Genomic DNA, 14,660 nt, shown 5'->3' on the forward strand with positions numbered 1-14,660 from the left:
ATGGAACTGCGCCCCTCATCCCCCTGCCCGGACCTTCTCCCCGCAGGCGGGGAGTAGGAGGCTTGCGGCGCCCTTCCAATTCACTGTGACTGATATCCGGACTTTCCTTCGATCGATGTCGGGGGTGACGTTGCGTTCGCCACGTCCTCTCTCCCCGGTTGCGGGGAGAGAGCTAGGGTGAGGGGCTCTTGCCGCATTGGGACGTTTTCGCCGAGCTGCACGACGCGCTTGCATCCGCCCATGCTCATTCCCTAAAACGGTCACCTCTCATCCAACACGCCCGGACCGTTCGATGACCGCCTCTTCCGCCTCGCCGAGCGACGCTGCCGGCCCGTTCCATGTCACCCATCGGCTGATCCTGGCGATTGCGCTGCCGATGACGCTCGGCTTTCTGACGACGCCCTTGCTAGGCCTCGTCGATACCGCCGTTGTCGGCCGCATGGGGCAGGCAACCTTGCTGGCGGGCCTTGCCGTCGGCGCCATCCTGTTCGACCTGATCTTCACCAGCTTCAACTTCCTGCGGGCAGCGACCACGGGCCTGGTTGCCCAGGCCTATGGCCGCGGCGACCGGCGCGAGCAGCAGGCGGTGTTCTGGCGCTCGCTGATCATCGCGCTCGTTTGCGGCACGATCAGCCTGCTCGTTTCGCCGGTGCTTTTGTCCGGCGGCCTCTGGCTGGTGGGACCGGAGCCTGAAGTGGCTGATGTCACCAGCACCTATTTTCTCTGTCGCATCCTTTCGGCACCGGCGGCGCTTGCCAACTACGCCATCCTTGGCTTCGTGCTCGGCCGCGGCGAAGGCACCATCGGGCTGATGCTGCAGACGCTGATCAACGGCATCAACATCGTGTTGTCGATCCTGCTCGGTCTGGTGTTCGGCTGGGGTGTGATGGGAGTGGCGCTGGCGACCGTCACCGGCGAAGTGATCGGCGCGCTCGTCGGCTTTGCCATCGTCTGTGGCCGCTTCGACCGCAAGGATGCGCCAAGCTGGGCCGAGATCTTCGATCGCGAACGGCTGAAGCCGCTCTTCGGCCTCAACCGCGACATCATGATCCGCTCGTTCCTGCTTCTGGCCGCCTTCACGCTGATGACCCGCATCGGCACCGCCTTCGGGCCCGTGACGCTTGCCGCCAATGCGGTGCTGATGACGATCTTCCTCGTTGCCGGCTACTATCTCGACGGCCTTGCCAATGCGGCGGAACAGCTCATCGGCCGCTCGATCGGCGCCCGTTACCGTCCGGCCTTCGACCGCGCGCTGCGGCTGACGGCCGCCTGGTCGCTGGGGCTTGCACTGGTGACGACCGTTGCCTTCTTGCTGTTCGGCGGCAGGCTCATCGATCTTCTGACGACGGCCCCGGATGTTCGCGCGGCGGCTTACGAATATCTGCCCTGGGCGGCAGTGACGGCGATGACCGGCGCGCTCGCCTTCTTGATGGACGGCGTCTTCATCGGCGCCACATGGTCGCGCGAGATGCGCAACATGATGCTGGCGGCCTTTGTCGGTTATGCCGCAGCGCTCGCTGTGCTGGTCCCCGCCTTCGGCAATCATGGCCTGTGGGCGGGGCTCAACCTGTTCCTGTTGATGCGCGGGCTGTTCCTCTTGTCGCGGATCCCGATGAAGGCGCGTCAGACGTTCCTGCCGGCCCAGTAGTCGAGACGGCTGTCGCGGATATCGCGGATCGAGGTGAGACGCTCGCGCTCACAGAGATCCGAGAGGCCACGTACGATGCGGCCCGGCAGGGCAGGGCCCTCATAGACCATGCAGGAATAGAGCTGAACCAGATCGGCGCCGGCGCGGATCTTTTCGGCCGCGGTTTCGGCCGAGCTGACGCCGCCAACGCCGATGATCGGCAGCTTCGGGCCGACACGCTTGCGCATGCGGGCAAGCACCGCCGTCGACTTTTCAAACAGTGGCTTGCCCGAGAGGCCACCGGACTCCTTCGCTTGGGCCTGATCCTTGAGGCCGTCGCGCGAAAGCGTCGTGTTGGAGACGATCAGGCCGTCGAGATTGTGTGCCAGCACTTCGGCAGCGATATCGTCCATGCCTTCTTCGGTGAGATCGGGCGCTATCTTCAGGAAGACGGGAACACGGCGATTGCTGCGCAGCGCCTCTTCGTCGCGCGCGGCAAGCACCGCCGACAACAGGGCGGCGAGACTTTCGCGCGCCTGCAGGTCGCGCAGACCCGGCGTGTTCGGCGAGGAGATGTTGGCGGTGAAATAGCGGGCGACCGAGTAGAACGTATGGATGCCACTGACATAGTCGGCGATGCGGTCGGCGCTGTCCTTGTTGGCACCGATATTGACGCCGATCAGCGCATCGCGCGAACAGGCCTTCAGCCGCGCCAGCGCTGCGCCATGGCCTTCATTGTTGAAGCCGAGGCGATTGATTACCGCTTCGTCCTCGACCAGGCGGAAAATGCGCGGCTTGTCGTTGCCTGCCTGCGGCTTCGGCGTGACGGTGCCGATCTCGGTGAAACCGAAGCCGATCTTCAGAAGTGCTTCCGGCACCTCTGCATTCTTGTCGTAGCCGGCCGCCATGCCGATCGGGTTCGGAAAAACGATGCCAGCGACTGTCTGCGCAAGCCGCTTGTCGGCCTTGGCGGGACAGTTCGGCACGAGCCCGGTCTTCAGCGCCTTGATCGAAAGGCCGTGCGCGGCCTCCGGATCGAAGAGGAAAAGGCCGCGGCGGGCAAGGCTGGTCAGCGGGTTCATGCATCAAGTTCCGGGAAGATATGCGCGCCGTCAGCGCCGAGCGGCAGGGGCTTTTCCCAGAGAACGGCCGACAGGAAGAGGGGGGCATAGAGATGTGGGAAGAGGGCGCCGCCGCGCGAGGGTTCATAGACCAGCTCTTCGCCAAGTGCGTCGCCGTCGACGGCGACCAGAAGCAGGCCTTCCTGTCCCTCGAAGTAGCGCGCTGCCGTCTCGAGCACCTGTTCGCCGGTCGAAAAATGGACGTAACCGTCGGCGAGATCGACCGGCGCGCCGTCGAAGCGCCCGCTGTGCTTGGCTTCCTGCCACAGCAATGCCGGAACGATTTTGTAGATGATGGAACCCATGGTGCCCGTCTGTCCCCGTAATCTTCTGTCGTGGCCTTGCCGTAAATATCGGCGATTGTCCATCGCAGAAGGACGACGATTCGCGCATAATCGGCGGTGAAGACCGATTTCGCTCTTCTCGTTCGCGCACATGTGATGTTCCGACAAGGATCGTAACGGAGAAGATGTCATGAAAAACGCTGCTGCCATACTTCTGCTCGGTACCGGATTGGCTCTGGCCGGCGGCGCCAGCGCGCAGGATCCGTCCCCCGGACGCTACAGCATGCAGAAGTCCGACACCGGTATCGCCCGGCTCGATACCCAGACCGGCGAGGTATCGCTCTGCCAGGAGAAGGACGGCCAGTTGGTGTGCCGCATGGCCGCCGACGAGCGGGCCGCTTTTGAACGGGAGTTGGACCTCCTGACGAAGCGGGTCGATGCTTTGGAAAAGGCGGCCAAAGCCGGTGAAAGTGTCGCAAAACAGGACCTTCCGGCTGAGGAAGAGATTGACCGGGCAATGGGCATCATGGAAAGAATGATGCGTAGGTTCATGGATATCGTGAAGGATCTCGAAGGCAGCGACCCCGCTCAGGAGCCGCAGAAGACCTGAGTTTCCGGATCGGCCATGCGGGATGCGGATCGGCGCGTGGGGGCGTGCAGATTTCAGCCCGGGCTCTTGGGAGGGAGCAGCATGACACCGGACATGACCATCATCATCGCGGACGACCATCCGCTGTTTCGGGGCGCAATGCGCCAGGCACTGAGCGGCGTGGACGGCGCGCCCGCCATCGTCGAAGCCGGCGATTTCGCAGCCGCGCGCAAGGCGGCGGCCGACAACCCTGACGCCGATCTCATGCTGCTCGACCTGACCATGCCCGGCGTCAGCGGGCTTTCCGGTCTGATCGCACTTCGCGCCGAATTTCCGAGCCTGCCGGTCATGGTGGTTTCCGCCCATGACGATCCGGCGACGATCCATCGCGCGCTCGATCTCGGCGCGTCCGGCTTTCTTTCGAAATCGGCCGGCATCGAGGAAATCCGCGAGGGGATCGAGAAGGTGATGGCCGGCGAGGTCTTCGTTCCCGCGGGCTACGACCAGGCCCAGGAATACGAACCCGAGGTCGCCGATCTGCTCCAGCGCCTGCAGACCTTGACGCCGCAACAGTCCCGCGTCCTCAGCATGCTCGGCGAGGGCCTGCTCAACAAGCAGATCGCCTACGAACTCGGCGTCTCCGAGGCGACGATCAAGGCGCATGTCTCGGCGATCCTGCTAAAGCTCAATGTCGACAGCCGCACCCAGGCGGTCATCCAGCTTTCGAAGATCGGCACCGTCGCCGCCGCCTGATGCGGCCAGCCTTGGCTTTGTGATTTTTGCTCGTCCCAGGCGGCCCCACAACGTGGGAGCCGTTCATTCCGCAGCCGTTCGTGCCGCTGTCGAAAGTTGCGTCAGCCAGGCGCGCATCGCCGCCGGGCGCACCGGCTTGTTCTGGATCGCGATGCCGTCGCGTTCGGCCGCGGCGCGCACTTCCGGCGAGCGGTCAGCCGTCACGAGCAGCGCCGGCGTCGCTTCGCCGGTCGATGCCCGAATGCGGGCGACCGCCTCGATGCCGGTCCCGTCGTCGAGGTGATAATCGGCGATGACGGCGTGTGGCTTCTCGCCGGGCTCCACGCCGAATTCGGAACAGGCAGAAAGCGATTCCGCCGTACTGACGATACAGCCCCAACCTGACAGCAGCACCCGCATACCCTCGAGGATCCGCGGTTCGTTGTCGATGCAGAGCACCCGCAGGCCGTTCAGCGCCTCGCTTGCCTTGCTCTGCGGCACCGGACGGACAGCGACCCGTTCGCCGGCGCTGGCATCAAGCGGCAGGGTCACCTTGAAGCCCGTGCCCTTGCCGGGAGTCGATTGCAGGCTGACGGGATGGTTGAGCACGCGCGAGATGCGGTCGACGATCGAAAGGCCGAGCCCAAGACCGGACGCCGTGCGGGCGCCTTCGTCGAGCCGGGCGAATTCCTTGAAGACGGTGCGGAACTTCGACTGGGGAATGCCGATGCCGGAATCGAGCACTTCGATCGTCGCCATGGCGCCATGTCTGCGCACCCCGACGAGCACCTTGCCGGCCAGGGTGTATTTGATCGCGTTGGAGACCAGGTTCTGGACGACGCGGCGCAGCAGGTTCGGATCGCTGCGCACGACGAGCGATGTCGGCATGATAATGAGTTCGAGATCCTTGGCCCGCGCCATCGGGGCGAAATCGGTCTCGATCCTTCTGAGCAGCTCGTTGAGCGGAACGGACTGTATCCGCGCCTTCATGGCGCCGGTGTCGAGGCGCGATATGTCGAGCACGGCACCGAGGATGGCCTCGACCGATTCCAGCGAGGAATCGATGTTTTCGACCAGCGTGCTGTTGTCGGACTCGCCGAGCCGCTCGACGAGCGACGAGGAATAGAGGCGGGCGGCGTTCAGCGGCTGCAGGATATCGTGGCCGGCGGCGGCGAAGAACCGCGTCTTGCCTATATTGGCCTCTTCCGCGGCCGCGCGCGCCTCGGCGAGCTCCCGGTTCACCCGGGTCAATTCGCCGGTGCGCTCGGCCACACGCAGTTCCAGTGTCTCGTTGGCCTGCTTCAGCGCCATGTCGGCGGCGACGCGCTGGGTGATGTCGGTATAGGTGGTGACGATGCCTTTGTCGGGCATGGCGTTGGTGCGCACTTCGATGATGCGCTCGCCGTTGCCCAGTTCGAGCAGGAAGGGTTTGTCTAGCGTCAGGAAGTTGGCGATCAGCCCCTTTTCCTGATCCTTGCGAATATCGCCGCGCTTGGTGAGGATCGAGACGATATCGGCAAGCGGGAAGCCGACCTGGCCGGCTGCCTCCGGCAGGTCGAGAAGCTGGCGGAAGCGCCGGTTCCAGATGATCAGGTTGTTGGCGTTGTCGAAGACGGCGATGCCCTGGTCCATCTGCGAGAGCGCAGTCTGCAGCATATCCTGATTGTATTGCAGCGCCTCACTCGCCTGGTCGAGCAGCCAGGCCGTCTCGGACGATGTGTCGTCGCCGCGCTGCAGCGCCAGGGAAAGCACCAGCCGGGCGGAGGACGAGCCGATGGCGCTGCCGAGCAGTTGCTCGGAGAAATGCACCACGGCCATGTCGGCTGGCGCATTGTCGTCCAGCCAGCGGCCGGTCTGGCGCTCGTACGTATGGAACGAGCGCTGCATGCGCTCAGCACCCATGTAACGGGCGATCGTCGCCTTGAGGTCGCGCACCGTGACCTTGGTCTTGCGGCCGCGAAAGGCGCCTTCGGTTCGCGACCGCCGGGTGATGAACACGCCGGCCTGGAAGCGTTCGATCGGCTTCGGTGTGCGGGTCAGCGATCCGAGAACATAGGTGGCGCAGTTGACGAGCAGGCTGAGCGCCGTCGCGTTGACCAGCGGATCGGCGTTGGGGCCGGAGAAGAGGTCGGTGAACGGCAACAGGAAGCTTAAGATCGTCGTCGCCACATGGGAATTGTCGGGTCCGCCAAGGCTCGGCAGGAAGAGCAGATAGGCCCAGACGAGGAAGCCCGAGACCATGCCGGTGATCGCGCCGCGGGCATTGGCCTGTCGCCAGATGAGGCCGCCGAGCAGCGCCGGCGCCATCTGCGAGATGGCGACGAAAGACAGAAGGCCGAGCGAGGCGAGGCCGGCGCTGATATCGGCGGAGCGGTAGTAGCCATAGCCGAGCAACAACACCACGAAGATCGCCGAACGGCGGATGTTGAGCAGCGTTCCCGCGAGGTTTTCCTGCAAGCCGCCGCGCTGGCTGAGGTTGCGGCGCAGGAACACGGGCATGACGATATCGTTGGAGATCATGATCGACAGCGCCACGGATGCGACGATCACCATCGCGGTCGCCGCCGAAAAACCGCCGATGAAGGTGATCAGCGTCAGCACCGGCAGGCCGTTGGCGAGCGGCAAGGTCAGCAGGTAGAGATCCGCGTCGCCGGAACCGGAAAAGGTGAGGATGCCGGCTATCGCGATCGGCAGCACGAAGAGATTGATGCCGATCAGATAGAGCGGAAAGAGGATGCCGGCGGTGCGAAGCTCGCCTTCGGTGCGGTTTTCGACGACCGTCACGTGGAACTGCCTGGGCAGCATGATGATCGCGAAAGCTGACGTGACGATCAACAGCACCCAACGGGCGATAGGGGTCTCGTAGGCGAGCGCCGACTGCACGGCGGGGCTCTCTGCCGCCAGCGACCACAGGTGAGCCGGTCCGTTGAAGATGACGAAGACGATGTAGAAGCCGGCGGTGACGAGCGCCACCAGCTTGACCAGCGATTCCATCGCGATCGCAAGGATCAGGCCGTCCTGGTGCTCCGTTGCGTCCGTATGGCGCGTGCCGAAGACGATGGCGAAGCAAGCGAGAAACAATGTGACGAGCAGGGGAAGATCGACGTAGCTCTGCCCGGCGCCGATGCCGTAGTCGCTGGTGTTGATCATCGCTGCGACCGAGCTCGAAATCGCCTTCAGCTGCAGCGCGATATAGGGAATGGCGCCGACCAGCGAGATCAGCGCGACGATGGCGGCCACCGCCGGGTTCTTGCCGTAGCGGGCGGCGATGAAGTCGGCGACGGAGGTCAGCTTCTCGGTTTTGGCAAGGCGGATGATCTTGCGGATCAGCGGCATGCCGAGCGTGAACATCAGGATCGGGCCGATATAGATGCCGGTGAACTCGAGTCCGCGTTCGGCAGCAAGGCCGATGCCGCCGAAATAGGTCCAGGAGGTGCAATAGATGGCAAGGCTCAGCGCATAGACGAGCGGTCTGCCCTTCAGCGCAGCGCTGTTCCTCCTGGCCCGCCGGTCGCCATAGCTAGCCACTGCAAACAGCAGCAGCAGATAGGCGAAGGCCGAGGCAAAGATGACCGAACCCGAAAGCATGCCTCATTCCTCCAGGGCGGAGCATAGGACAAGTCCGCCGGGTTGAGAATTGCCTGCCGCATGAGTCTTAAGTTCAAGGCTCGACACGAGAAATCGGTGTACAGCACAGGCTGCCTTCCCGTTCCTGCTCCATCCGCTGCCAATTGACCAAAGGCAAAGAAAGGTTTTCTCGCTGCCCGCTTTGGTTTAGTTTCCGTAAACGCTTGCAGCGCGGGACAGCGCCGCCAGCCGTTTTCAAACGGGGATAATACGGAGAGATTTATGCTGAATGAGTTCAAGGAGTTTATTGCCCGCGGGAACGTGATGGATCTCGCGGTCGGTGTCATCATCGGCGCCGCCTTCAACAAGATCGTAACGTCGGTCGTCGAGGACCTGGTGATGCCAATCGTCGGTGCGCTGACCGGCGGCGGTTTCGATTTCTCCAATTATTTCCTGCCGCTCTCGGCGAACGTGACGGCGACGTCTCTCGCCGCCGCCCGTCAACAGGGTGCCGTCTTTGCCTATGGCAACTTCATCACCGTGCTCATCAACTTCCTGATCCTTGCCTGGATCATCTTCCTGATGATCAAGGCGGTGAATCGCATGCGCGCTTCGATGGAGAAGAAGAAGGACGAAGCACCGGCCGCGCCCCCGCCGGAAGACATTCTGCTTCTCGGTGAAATCCGCGACCTGCTGAAGCAGCGCGCGTGACTTTCCTCGCGGCCCTGGCTTCGCCGGGGCCGCGAAACATCACAAAAATCGATAAACCGGTCAGATAAAGTCGCGTGATCGCCTTGGCGAAAGCGGCTAGAAGCAACGGGCGAACTGGAGCGGTCGATACGCGCTCTAGTCCATTGGAATCTTTCACGATGATCTAAAGGCCGCGGCCTTTAACGTCGTGCATCCGGAGCCCGCCGATGACCATCCTCAGCACCATCAGTCCCCGTGCGCTTTCGGCACCTGAAAGCGGCATCGTCGAGGTGGTGAACTATGCACGCGGGCGCGATGGCCTGATCCCGCTGTGGGTCGGAGAAGGCGACCTGCCGACGCCTGCCTTCATCAGCGACGTTGCGCGCGATGCGCTTGCCGGCGGCGAGACCTTCTACACCTGGCAGCGCGGTATCCCGCCGCTGCGCGAGGCGCTGTCGCGCTACTATCAAAGGCGCTTTCAGAAGTCGCTTTCGCCCGAGAATTTCTACGTCGTCGGCTCCGGCATGCAGGCGATCAAGCTCTCGATCGAGGCGATCGCCTCGCCCGGCGACGAGATGGTGCTTCTGACGCCGGCGTGGCCGAACTTTGCTGCCGCCGCCGATCTCTCCGGCGTTCGCCCGGTCTCGGTGGAGCTTCGTTTTGAACACGGCAAATGGCAGCTCGATCTCGATCGGCTGCAGGCGGCGATCGGTCCGAAGACCAAGGCGCTGTTCATCAACACGCCGTCGAACCCGACCGGCTGGACCGCGACCCGCGAGGAGTTGGCCGCGATCCTGACGCTGGCGCGCAGGCACGGGCTCTGGATCATCGCCGATGAGATCTACGCGCTCTATTATTATGGCGGCGCCCGCGCGCCGTCCTTCCTCGACGTGATGGAGGAAGGCGACCGCATCCTCTTCGTCAATTCCTTCTCGAAGAACTGGTCGATGACCGGGTGGCGTGTCGGCTGGATCGTGGCTCCGCCCGCGATCGGCCAGGTGCTCGAAAACCTGGTGCAATACTCGACCTCGGGTGTCGCCCAGTTCATGCAGCGCGGTGCCGTCGTGGCGCTCGACGAGGGCGACGCCTTCGTCGATGCCAATGTCGCCAAGGCGGCGAAGAACCGGGACGTCTTCTGCGACGCGTTGATCGCCACCAACCGGGTGGAAACGCTCAAACCCGACGGCGCGCTCTATGCGTTCCTGAAGATCGACGGCGTCACCGATTCGCGCGCGGCGGCGATCGACATCGTCGACAAGACCGGCGTTGGCCTGGCGCCGGGAACGGCGTTCGGCGACGGCGGCTCGCTGTTCATGCGCGCCTGCTTCCTGCGCGATCCGGACCATGTGAGGGAAGCGGCGGACCGTCTCCAGGGTTACATTCTCGGGCGCTGACGGCCGTAGATTGAAAGAGCGAGGCGGCGACGTTATTCGTCGCCGGTTTCGCCAAGCAGCTTCTGCTCATGAGCGATCGCGTGGCCGATCAGCCGCGCCCAGATGTCTTCGTAAAAATCAGGATCGAGGTTGACGCGCGCAGCGTTCTTGCGGGCATTCTCGCGCACTTCCATCACCCGCGCCGGAATGTCGGCCTTCAGTTTCAGCGGCGCCTTGATCTCGGCCGCGCGGTCAATATAGCCCCAGCGCTCGGCAAACAGCGCCATCAGCGCCTGGTCGAGACGGTCGATCTCGGCACGCACGTCGGCCATGGTTTCGCATTGCGCGGGGGTTTTCTGCATCTGTCTCGTCCAATTGCCTGGATGCGGCCAAGCGCGGGCCCAGGATGTTCGAGCGTCCCTCGGCTCTCAGCAAGCGGGGCGCTTCTGCGGCGCACTGCTAACAAACGGCGAGCTATCTTGGAAGGGGCAACAGGGTCGCAGCCGGCGACCCTTGAGGTGGTCACCTCAGCAGGCGATCGCTTTGCAGGGGAGGAGGGTGCGGTCCTGTCTCCGTCTGCGGCGATCGCCTGCTGACGTGTTAAGGGAAGTTAGCTGGCCAAGCTTGAGCGAGGCTTTTTAGAACGGGATGAGGAAAAGTGTCTGCGGTTTTCCGCCCGCATCCCGCTCCAATGGATCGACTACGTTCCGATCATCAGCTTGATCGCAAGGCCGACGAGGGTGACGGCCGCCACCCCCGCGCACCAGAGGCCAACGAACCAGAGAAGCTTGCGGCCGGTTCCTGTTTCGCTGGTCAATGGTAGCCCTCCTCCGGATCGACCTTGCCGCGGAAGACCCAGTAGGAATAGGCGGTGTAGGCGAGAATGATCGGCACCAGCACCAAAGCGCCGGCAAGCAGGAAGGAGAGGCTTTCCTCAGGCGCGGCCGCGTCCCAGATCGTCAGCGAAGGCGGCACCATATAGGGGTAGAAACTGATGCCGATGCCGGCATAGCCGAGCACGAAGAGGCCCAGTGCGGCGATGAACGGCCGGCTGTCGTGGCGCTTGCGGATACCCGTGATCAGCGCATAAAGGCAGCCGAGAACGAGCGCCGGCACGATGACGCTGAAGATCGCCGTCGGATAGCCGAACCAGCGGTCCAGATACTGCGGCTCCAGGAACGGCGTCCACAGGCTGACGATGCCCATGGCGGCGACGGTGGCGAAGGAGCATTTGAGCGCGAGGTCGCGGGCCCGGTCGGCAAGGTCGCCATGGGTCTTCATAACAAGCCAGGTGGCGCCGAGCAGCGCATAGCCGACGACGACGGCGATGCCGGTCATGATCGAGAACGGCGTCAACCAATCCCACCAGCCGCCGACATAGGCACGGTTCTCGACCGGAATGCCCTGGACGAGCGCGCCGAGCGTGATCCCTTGCGCGAAGGCGGCCAGCATCGAGCCGCCGGAGAAGGCCCAGTTCCAGAGATATTCGGCCCGCCGCGTGCGCCAGCGATATTCGAAGGCGACGCCGCGGAAGATGAGGCCGATCACCATGGCGATGATGGGCGCGTAAAGTGCGGGCAGGATGGTCGCGTAGGCCAGCGGAAACACCGCCATCAGGCCGCCGCCGCCAAGAACCAGCCAGGTCTCGTTGCCGTCCCAGACCGGGGCGACGGAATTCATCATCACGTCACGGTCGTGCTTCTCCGGGAAGAACGGGAAGAGGATGCCGACACCGAGGTCGAAGCCGTCGAGAATGACATAGGCGAGCACCGCAAAGGCGATGATGCCAGCCCAGATGAACGGCAGATCAAACTCCATGATGGCCTCCCTTGGTGTTTGCATGGCTGCTATGGATGGCGGGGCCCGGCATGATGCCGGAACTGCGCAATGGTCCTTCGCCGAGCTCCGGCATCGGATCCCGCGGCAATCGCGCCATCAGCCGGAGGATGTAGAAGGTGCCGGCGCCGAAGACGAAGAAATAGACGATGATGAAGGCGATCAGCGAGGCGGCGACCGCGGGTGCCGCGATCGGCGCCACTGAGTTTGCCGTCAGCAGATGGCCGTAGACGGTATAGGGCTGACGGCCGACTTCGGTCGTGACCCAGCCCGCGAGCACGGCGACGAAGCCGGCGGGCCCCATGGCGATCGCGGCACGGTGCAGCCAGACATTGCTGTCGAGCGTGCCGCGATTGCGACACCAGAGCGACCAGAGCCCGATGCCGAGCATGGCGAAGCCGAGGCCGACCATCACCCGGAATGACCAGAACACGATACCAACAGGCGGGTGAAGTTCTTCCGGGATCGTATCGAGACCGGCGAGCGGCGCGTTCAGATCATGCTTCAGGATCAGGCTCGAAAGCTTCGGGATCTCGATCGCGTAATCGACGCGCTTTTCAGGCGAGTTCGGAATGCCGAAGAGGATGAGCGGCGCGCCGTCCGGATGGCTCTGGTAGTGCCCCTCCATCGCCATCACCTTGGCCGGCTGGTGCTCCAGCGTGTTGAGACCATGCATGTCGCCGGCGAAGATCTGGATCGGCGCGACGATCGCCGCCATCCACATTGCCATCGAAAACATCTTTCGCGCCCGCCGCGGCGCCGTCTTGCGGATGAGGTGCCAGGCGCCGCAGGCGCCGACGACGAAGGCGGTCGTGAGATAGGCCGCCAGCACCATGTGGGTGAGGCGATAGGGGAAGGAGGGGTTGAAGACGATCGCCCACCAGTCGACCGGGACGAACTGGCCCGCCTCGTTCATTGCGAAACCGGCCGGCGTCTGCATCCACGAGTTCGCCGAAAGGATCCAGGTGGCCGAGATCAGCGTGCCGACGGCGACCATGACGGTTGCCAAGAAATGCAGCTTCGGCCCGACGCGGTTGAGGCCGAACAGCATGACACCGAGGAAGCCCGCTTCGAGGAAGAAGGCGGTCAGCACCTCGTAGCCCATCAGCGGCCCGATGATCGGCCCGGCCTTGTCGGAAAAGACGCTCCAGTTGGTGCCGAACTGATAGGACATGACGATGCCGGAAACGACGCCCATGCCGAAGGCGACGGCAAAGATCGTCTTCCAGAAATTGAAGAGTTCGAGATAGACCTCGTCCTTCTTCCACAGCCACAACCCTTCGAGCACCGCGAGGTAACTCGCAAGCCCGATGGAAAAGGCGGGGAAGATGATGTGGAAGGAAACGGTGAAGGCGAACTGGAAGCGAGCGAGCAGGGTCGCATCGAAACTCTCAAACACGGGCGCAATCCTTTCAGACACGCGGATGCGACGCCTCACGGAAGCGTAGGCCGCAATGCTCTGGCTGCTGCATCATTTGTCCGGTGACCGATCGTCGATCAGGGAACCTGTCTTGGCCTCTGGCCGAGGCAAATCCTGGGGTTGCACCGGCTTTTCAGCATGCACTTGAATCTGCGCCAAATTTGCCAAACGTCAATGACAGCGCGTCCGCCACGTTGTCACACTGCGGCAATGTTGCGCTGCGGCATATAGGCGAAAGGTGAGCGGGATATCAGCGGCGCGCGAGATAGGCCTCGGCCAACTCCGTCCAGAAAGCCGCGCCGATCGGCAGCAGGTCGTCGTTGAAGTTGTAGCCGGGGTGATGCAGCGGCCTGTCGTCGTCGCTGACCTTCGAGCCGAGGAAGAAGTAGGTCCCCGGCCGCTCCTTCAGCATATAGGCGAAATCCTCGCTGCCCATGAAGGGGCGGGCGAGATCGACCACCTTGTCGGCGCCGGCGAAGCGGACCGCGAGATCGCGGACGAAGTCCGTCTCGGCCTTGTGGTTGATCGTCGCATCGTAGCTGCGCTGGTAGTCGACGGTCGCGCGCATGCCGAAGCTCGTCGCCTGCGCCTCGGCGATCATGCGGATGCGGCGTTCGAGTTCGCCGCGCACATCGGGCTCGAATGAGCGGATACCGACGACGATCTCGGCGCGTTCGGGAATGATGTTGCTGGCCGAGCCCGCATGGAAGGCGCCGACGGTGACCACAGTCGGATCCATCGGATGGATGTTGCGCGAGACGATCGATTGCAGCGCCATGACGATCGAGGCGCCGCAGACGATGGGATCTGCTGTTTCCTGCGGCTCCGCGCCATGCCCGCCGCGTCCATGCACGGTGATGCGCGCCTCGTCGACGGCGGCCATGATCGGGCCTTCTCTAAGGGCGAACTGGCCGAAAGGCAGACCCGGCTCGTTGTGAAGCGCAAAGACGGCGTCGCAAGGAAACTGATCGAACAGGCCCTCGTCCATCATGATCTTGGCGCCGCCGAAATTCTCCTCCGCCGGCTGGAAGATCAGGTGGATCGTGCCGTCGAAATTGCGCCGCTCGGCAAGCGCGCGGGCAGCACCCAGCAGCATCGTCGTGTGGCCGTCGTGGCCGCAGGCATGCATGAGGCCCGAGGTCTTGCTGGCATAGTCCAGCCCGGTCTCTTCCAGGATCGGCAGCGCATCGATGTCGGCGCGGATGCCGATCGAGCGCTTGCCGGTGCCGTTCCGGAGCGTGCCGACGACACCGGTCTTCGCAAGCCCCGTTGTTACCTCATAGCCGAGACCTTCGAGGTGCTTGGCGATGAAGGCGGAAGTGCGCGTCTCCTCCAGCCCGAGTTCCGGATGCGCATGCAGGTCGTGGCGAATGGCGACGAGTTCCGGCATGGCGTTGGTAATCGAGGGGGAAAGCTTCATG

General features: G+C 63.6%; 12 protein-coding genes. 5 read left to right on the forward strand and 7 right to left on the reverse strand.

The window, feature by feature from the left end:
* Positions 1-292 precede the first annotated feature (292 nt).
* A complete protein-coding gene (locus IB279_RS02525) occupies positions 293-1,648 on the forward strand; it encodes an MATE family efflux transporter (protein WP_113187498.1) in 1,356 nt (451 codons plus the stop codon).
* Here IB279_RS02525 and IB279_RS02530 read toward each other — a convergent pair.
* Complete coding sequence (locus IB279_RS02530) at positions 1,624-2,709, reverse strand: quinone-dependent dihydroorotate dehydrogenase (RefSeq protein ID WP_060581873.1); 1,086 nt, start codon at positions 2,707-2,709, stop codon at positions 1,624-1,626. The two genes, IB279_RS02525 and IB279_RS02530, sit on opposite strands and share 25 nt — an antisense overlap.
* On the reverse strand, positions 2,706-3,053 hold the full coding sequence (locus tag IB279_RS02535; protein ID WP_113187497.1) for a DUF952 domain-containing protein: 348 nt from the start codon (positions 3,051-3,053) through the stop codon (positions 2,706-2,708). Before IB279_RS02535 ends, IB279_RS02530 begins: the two co-directional genes overlap by 4 nt.
* 169 nt (positions 3,054-3,222) lie before the next feature.
* Between IB279_RS02535 and IB279_RS02540 the strand changes: the two genes are divergently transcribed.
* Positions 3,223-3,642 (forward strand): hypothetical protein, encoded by a 420-nt coding sequence (locus tag IB279_RS02540; protein WP_113187496.1) that lies wholly within the window; start codon positions 3,223-3,225, stop codon positions 3,640-3,642.
* Between the two features lie 81 nt (positions 3,643-3,723).
* Positions 3,724-4,374 carry a response regulator transcription factor gene (locus IB279_RS02545; protein WP_034797087.1) on the forward strand — a complete coding sequence of 217 codons (651 nt, stop codon included), beginning with the start codon at positions 3,724-3,726 and terminating at the stop codon, positions 4,372-4,374.
* 63 nt (positions 4,375-4,437) lie between these two features.
* Here IB279_RS02545 and IB279_RS02550 read toward each other — a convergent pair whose 3' ends face one another.
* Positions 4,438-7,941 carry a PAS domain-containing hybrid sensor histidine kinase/response regulator gene (locus tag IB279_RS02550; RefSeq protein WP_113187495.1) on the reverse strand — a complete coding sequence of 1,168 codons (3,504 nt, stop codon included), beginning with the start codon at positions 7,939-7,941 and terminating at the stop codon, positions 4,438-4,440.
* Between the two features lie 261 nt (positions 7,942-8,202).
* On the opposite strand from IB279_RS02550, the gene mscL reads away from it, so the two are divergent.
* Both mscL and IB279_RS02560 read left to right on the forward strand, forming a co-directional pair.
* Positions 8,203-8,631, forward strand: a complete 429-nt coding sequence (gene mscL, locus IB279_RS02555; protein ID WP_034797082.1) for a large conductance mechanosensitive channel protein MscL — start codon at positions 8,203-8,205, stop codon at positions 8,629-8,631.
* 206 nt (positions 8,632-8,837) lie between these two features.
* The gene (locus IB279_RS02560; protein WP_112770577.1) at positions 8,838-10,004 is read left to right on the forward strand and encodes a pyridoxal phosphate-dependent aminotransferase; all 1,167 of its coding nucleotides are present in this window, start codon (positions 8,838-8,840) and stop codon (positions 10,002-10,004) included.
* A gap of 32 nt (positions 10,005-10,036) precedes the next feature.
* Here the strand turns inward: IB279_RS02560 and IB279_RS02565 are convergent, their stop codons facing one another.
* The 4 genes from IB279_RS02565 to IB279_RS02580 form a co-directional block, all read right to left on the reverse strand.
* Positions 10,037-10,345 carry a chorismate mutase family protein gene (locus tag IB279_RS02565; RefSeq protein WP_034797078.1) on the reverse strand — a complete coding sequence of 103 codons (309 nt, stop codon included), beginning with the start codon at positions 10,343-10,345 and terminating at the stop codon, positions 10,037-10,039.
* A gap of 451 nt (positions 10,346-10,796) precedes the next feature.
* A complete protein-coding gene (cydB, locus tag IB279_RS02570; RefSeq protein ID WP_090295002.1) occupies positions 10,797-11,801 on the reverse strand; it encodes a cytochrome d ubiquinol oxidase subunit II in 1,005 nt (334 codons plus the stop codon).
* Positions 11,791-13,218 carry a cytochrome ubiquinol oxidase subunit I gene (locus IB279_RS02575; RefSeq protein ID WP_113187494.1) on the reverse strand — a complete coding sequence of 476 codons (1,428 nt, stop codon included), beginning with the start codon at positions 13,216-13,218 and terminating at the stop codon, positions 11,791-11,793. Before IB279_RS02575 ends, cydB begins: the two co-directional genes overlap by 11 nt.
* Before the next feature lie 271 nt (positions 13,219-13,489).
* Positions 13,490-14,659, reverse strand: coding sequence for a M20 aminoacylase family protein (locus IB279_RS02580; protein ID WP_113187493.1), 1,170 nt, complete (start codon positions 14,657-14,659; stop codon positions 13,490-13,492).
* Position 14,660: the final 1 nt, after the last annotated feature.

The sequence above is a fragment of the Ensifer sp. ENS06 genome, assembly GCF_014852205.1.
Lineage (GTDB): Bacteria > Pseudomonadota > Alphaproteobacteria > Rhizobiales > Rhizobiaceae > Ensifer > Ensifer adhaerens.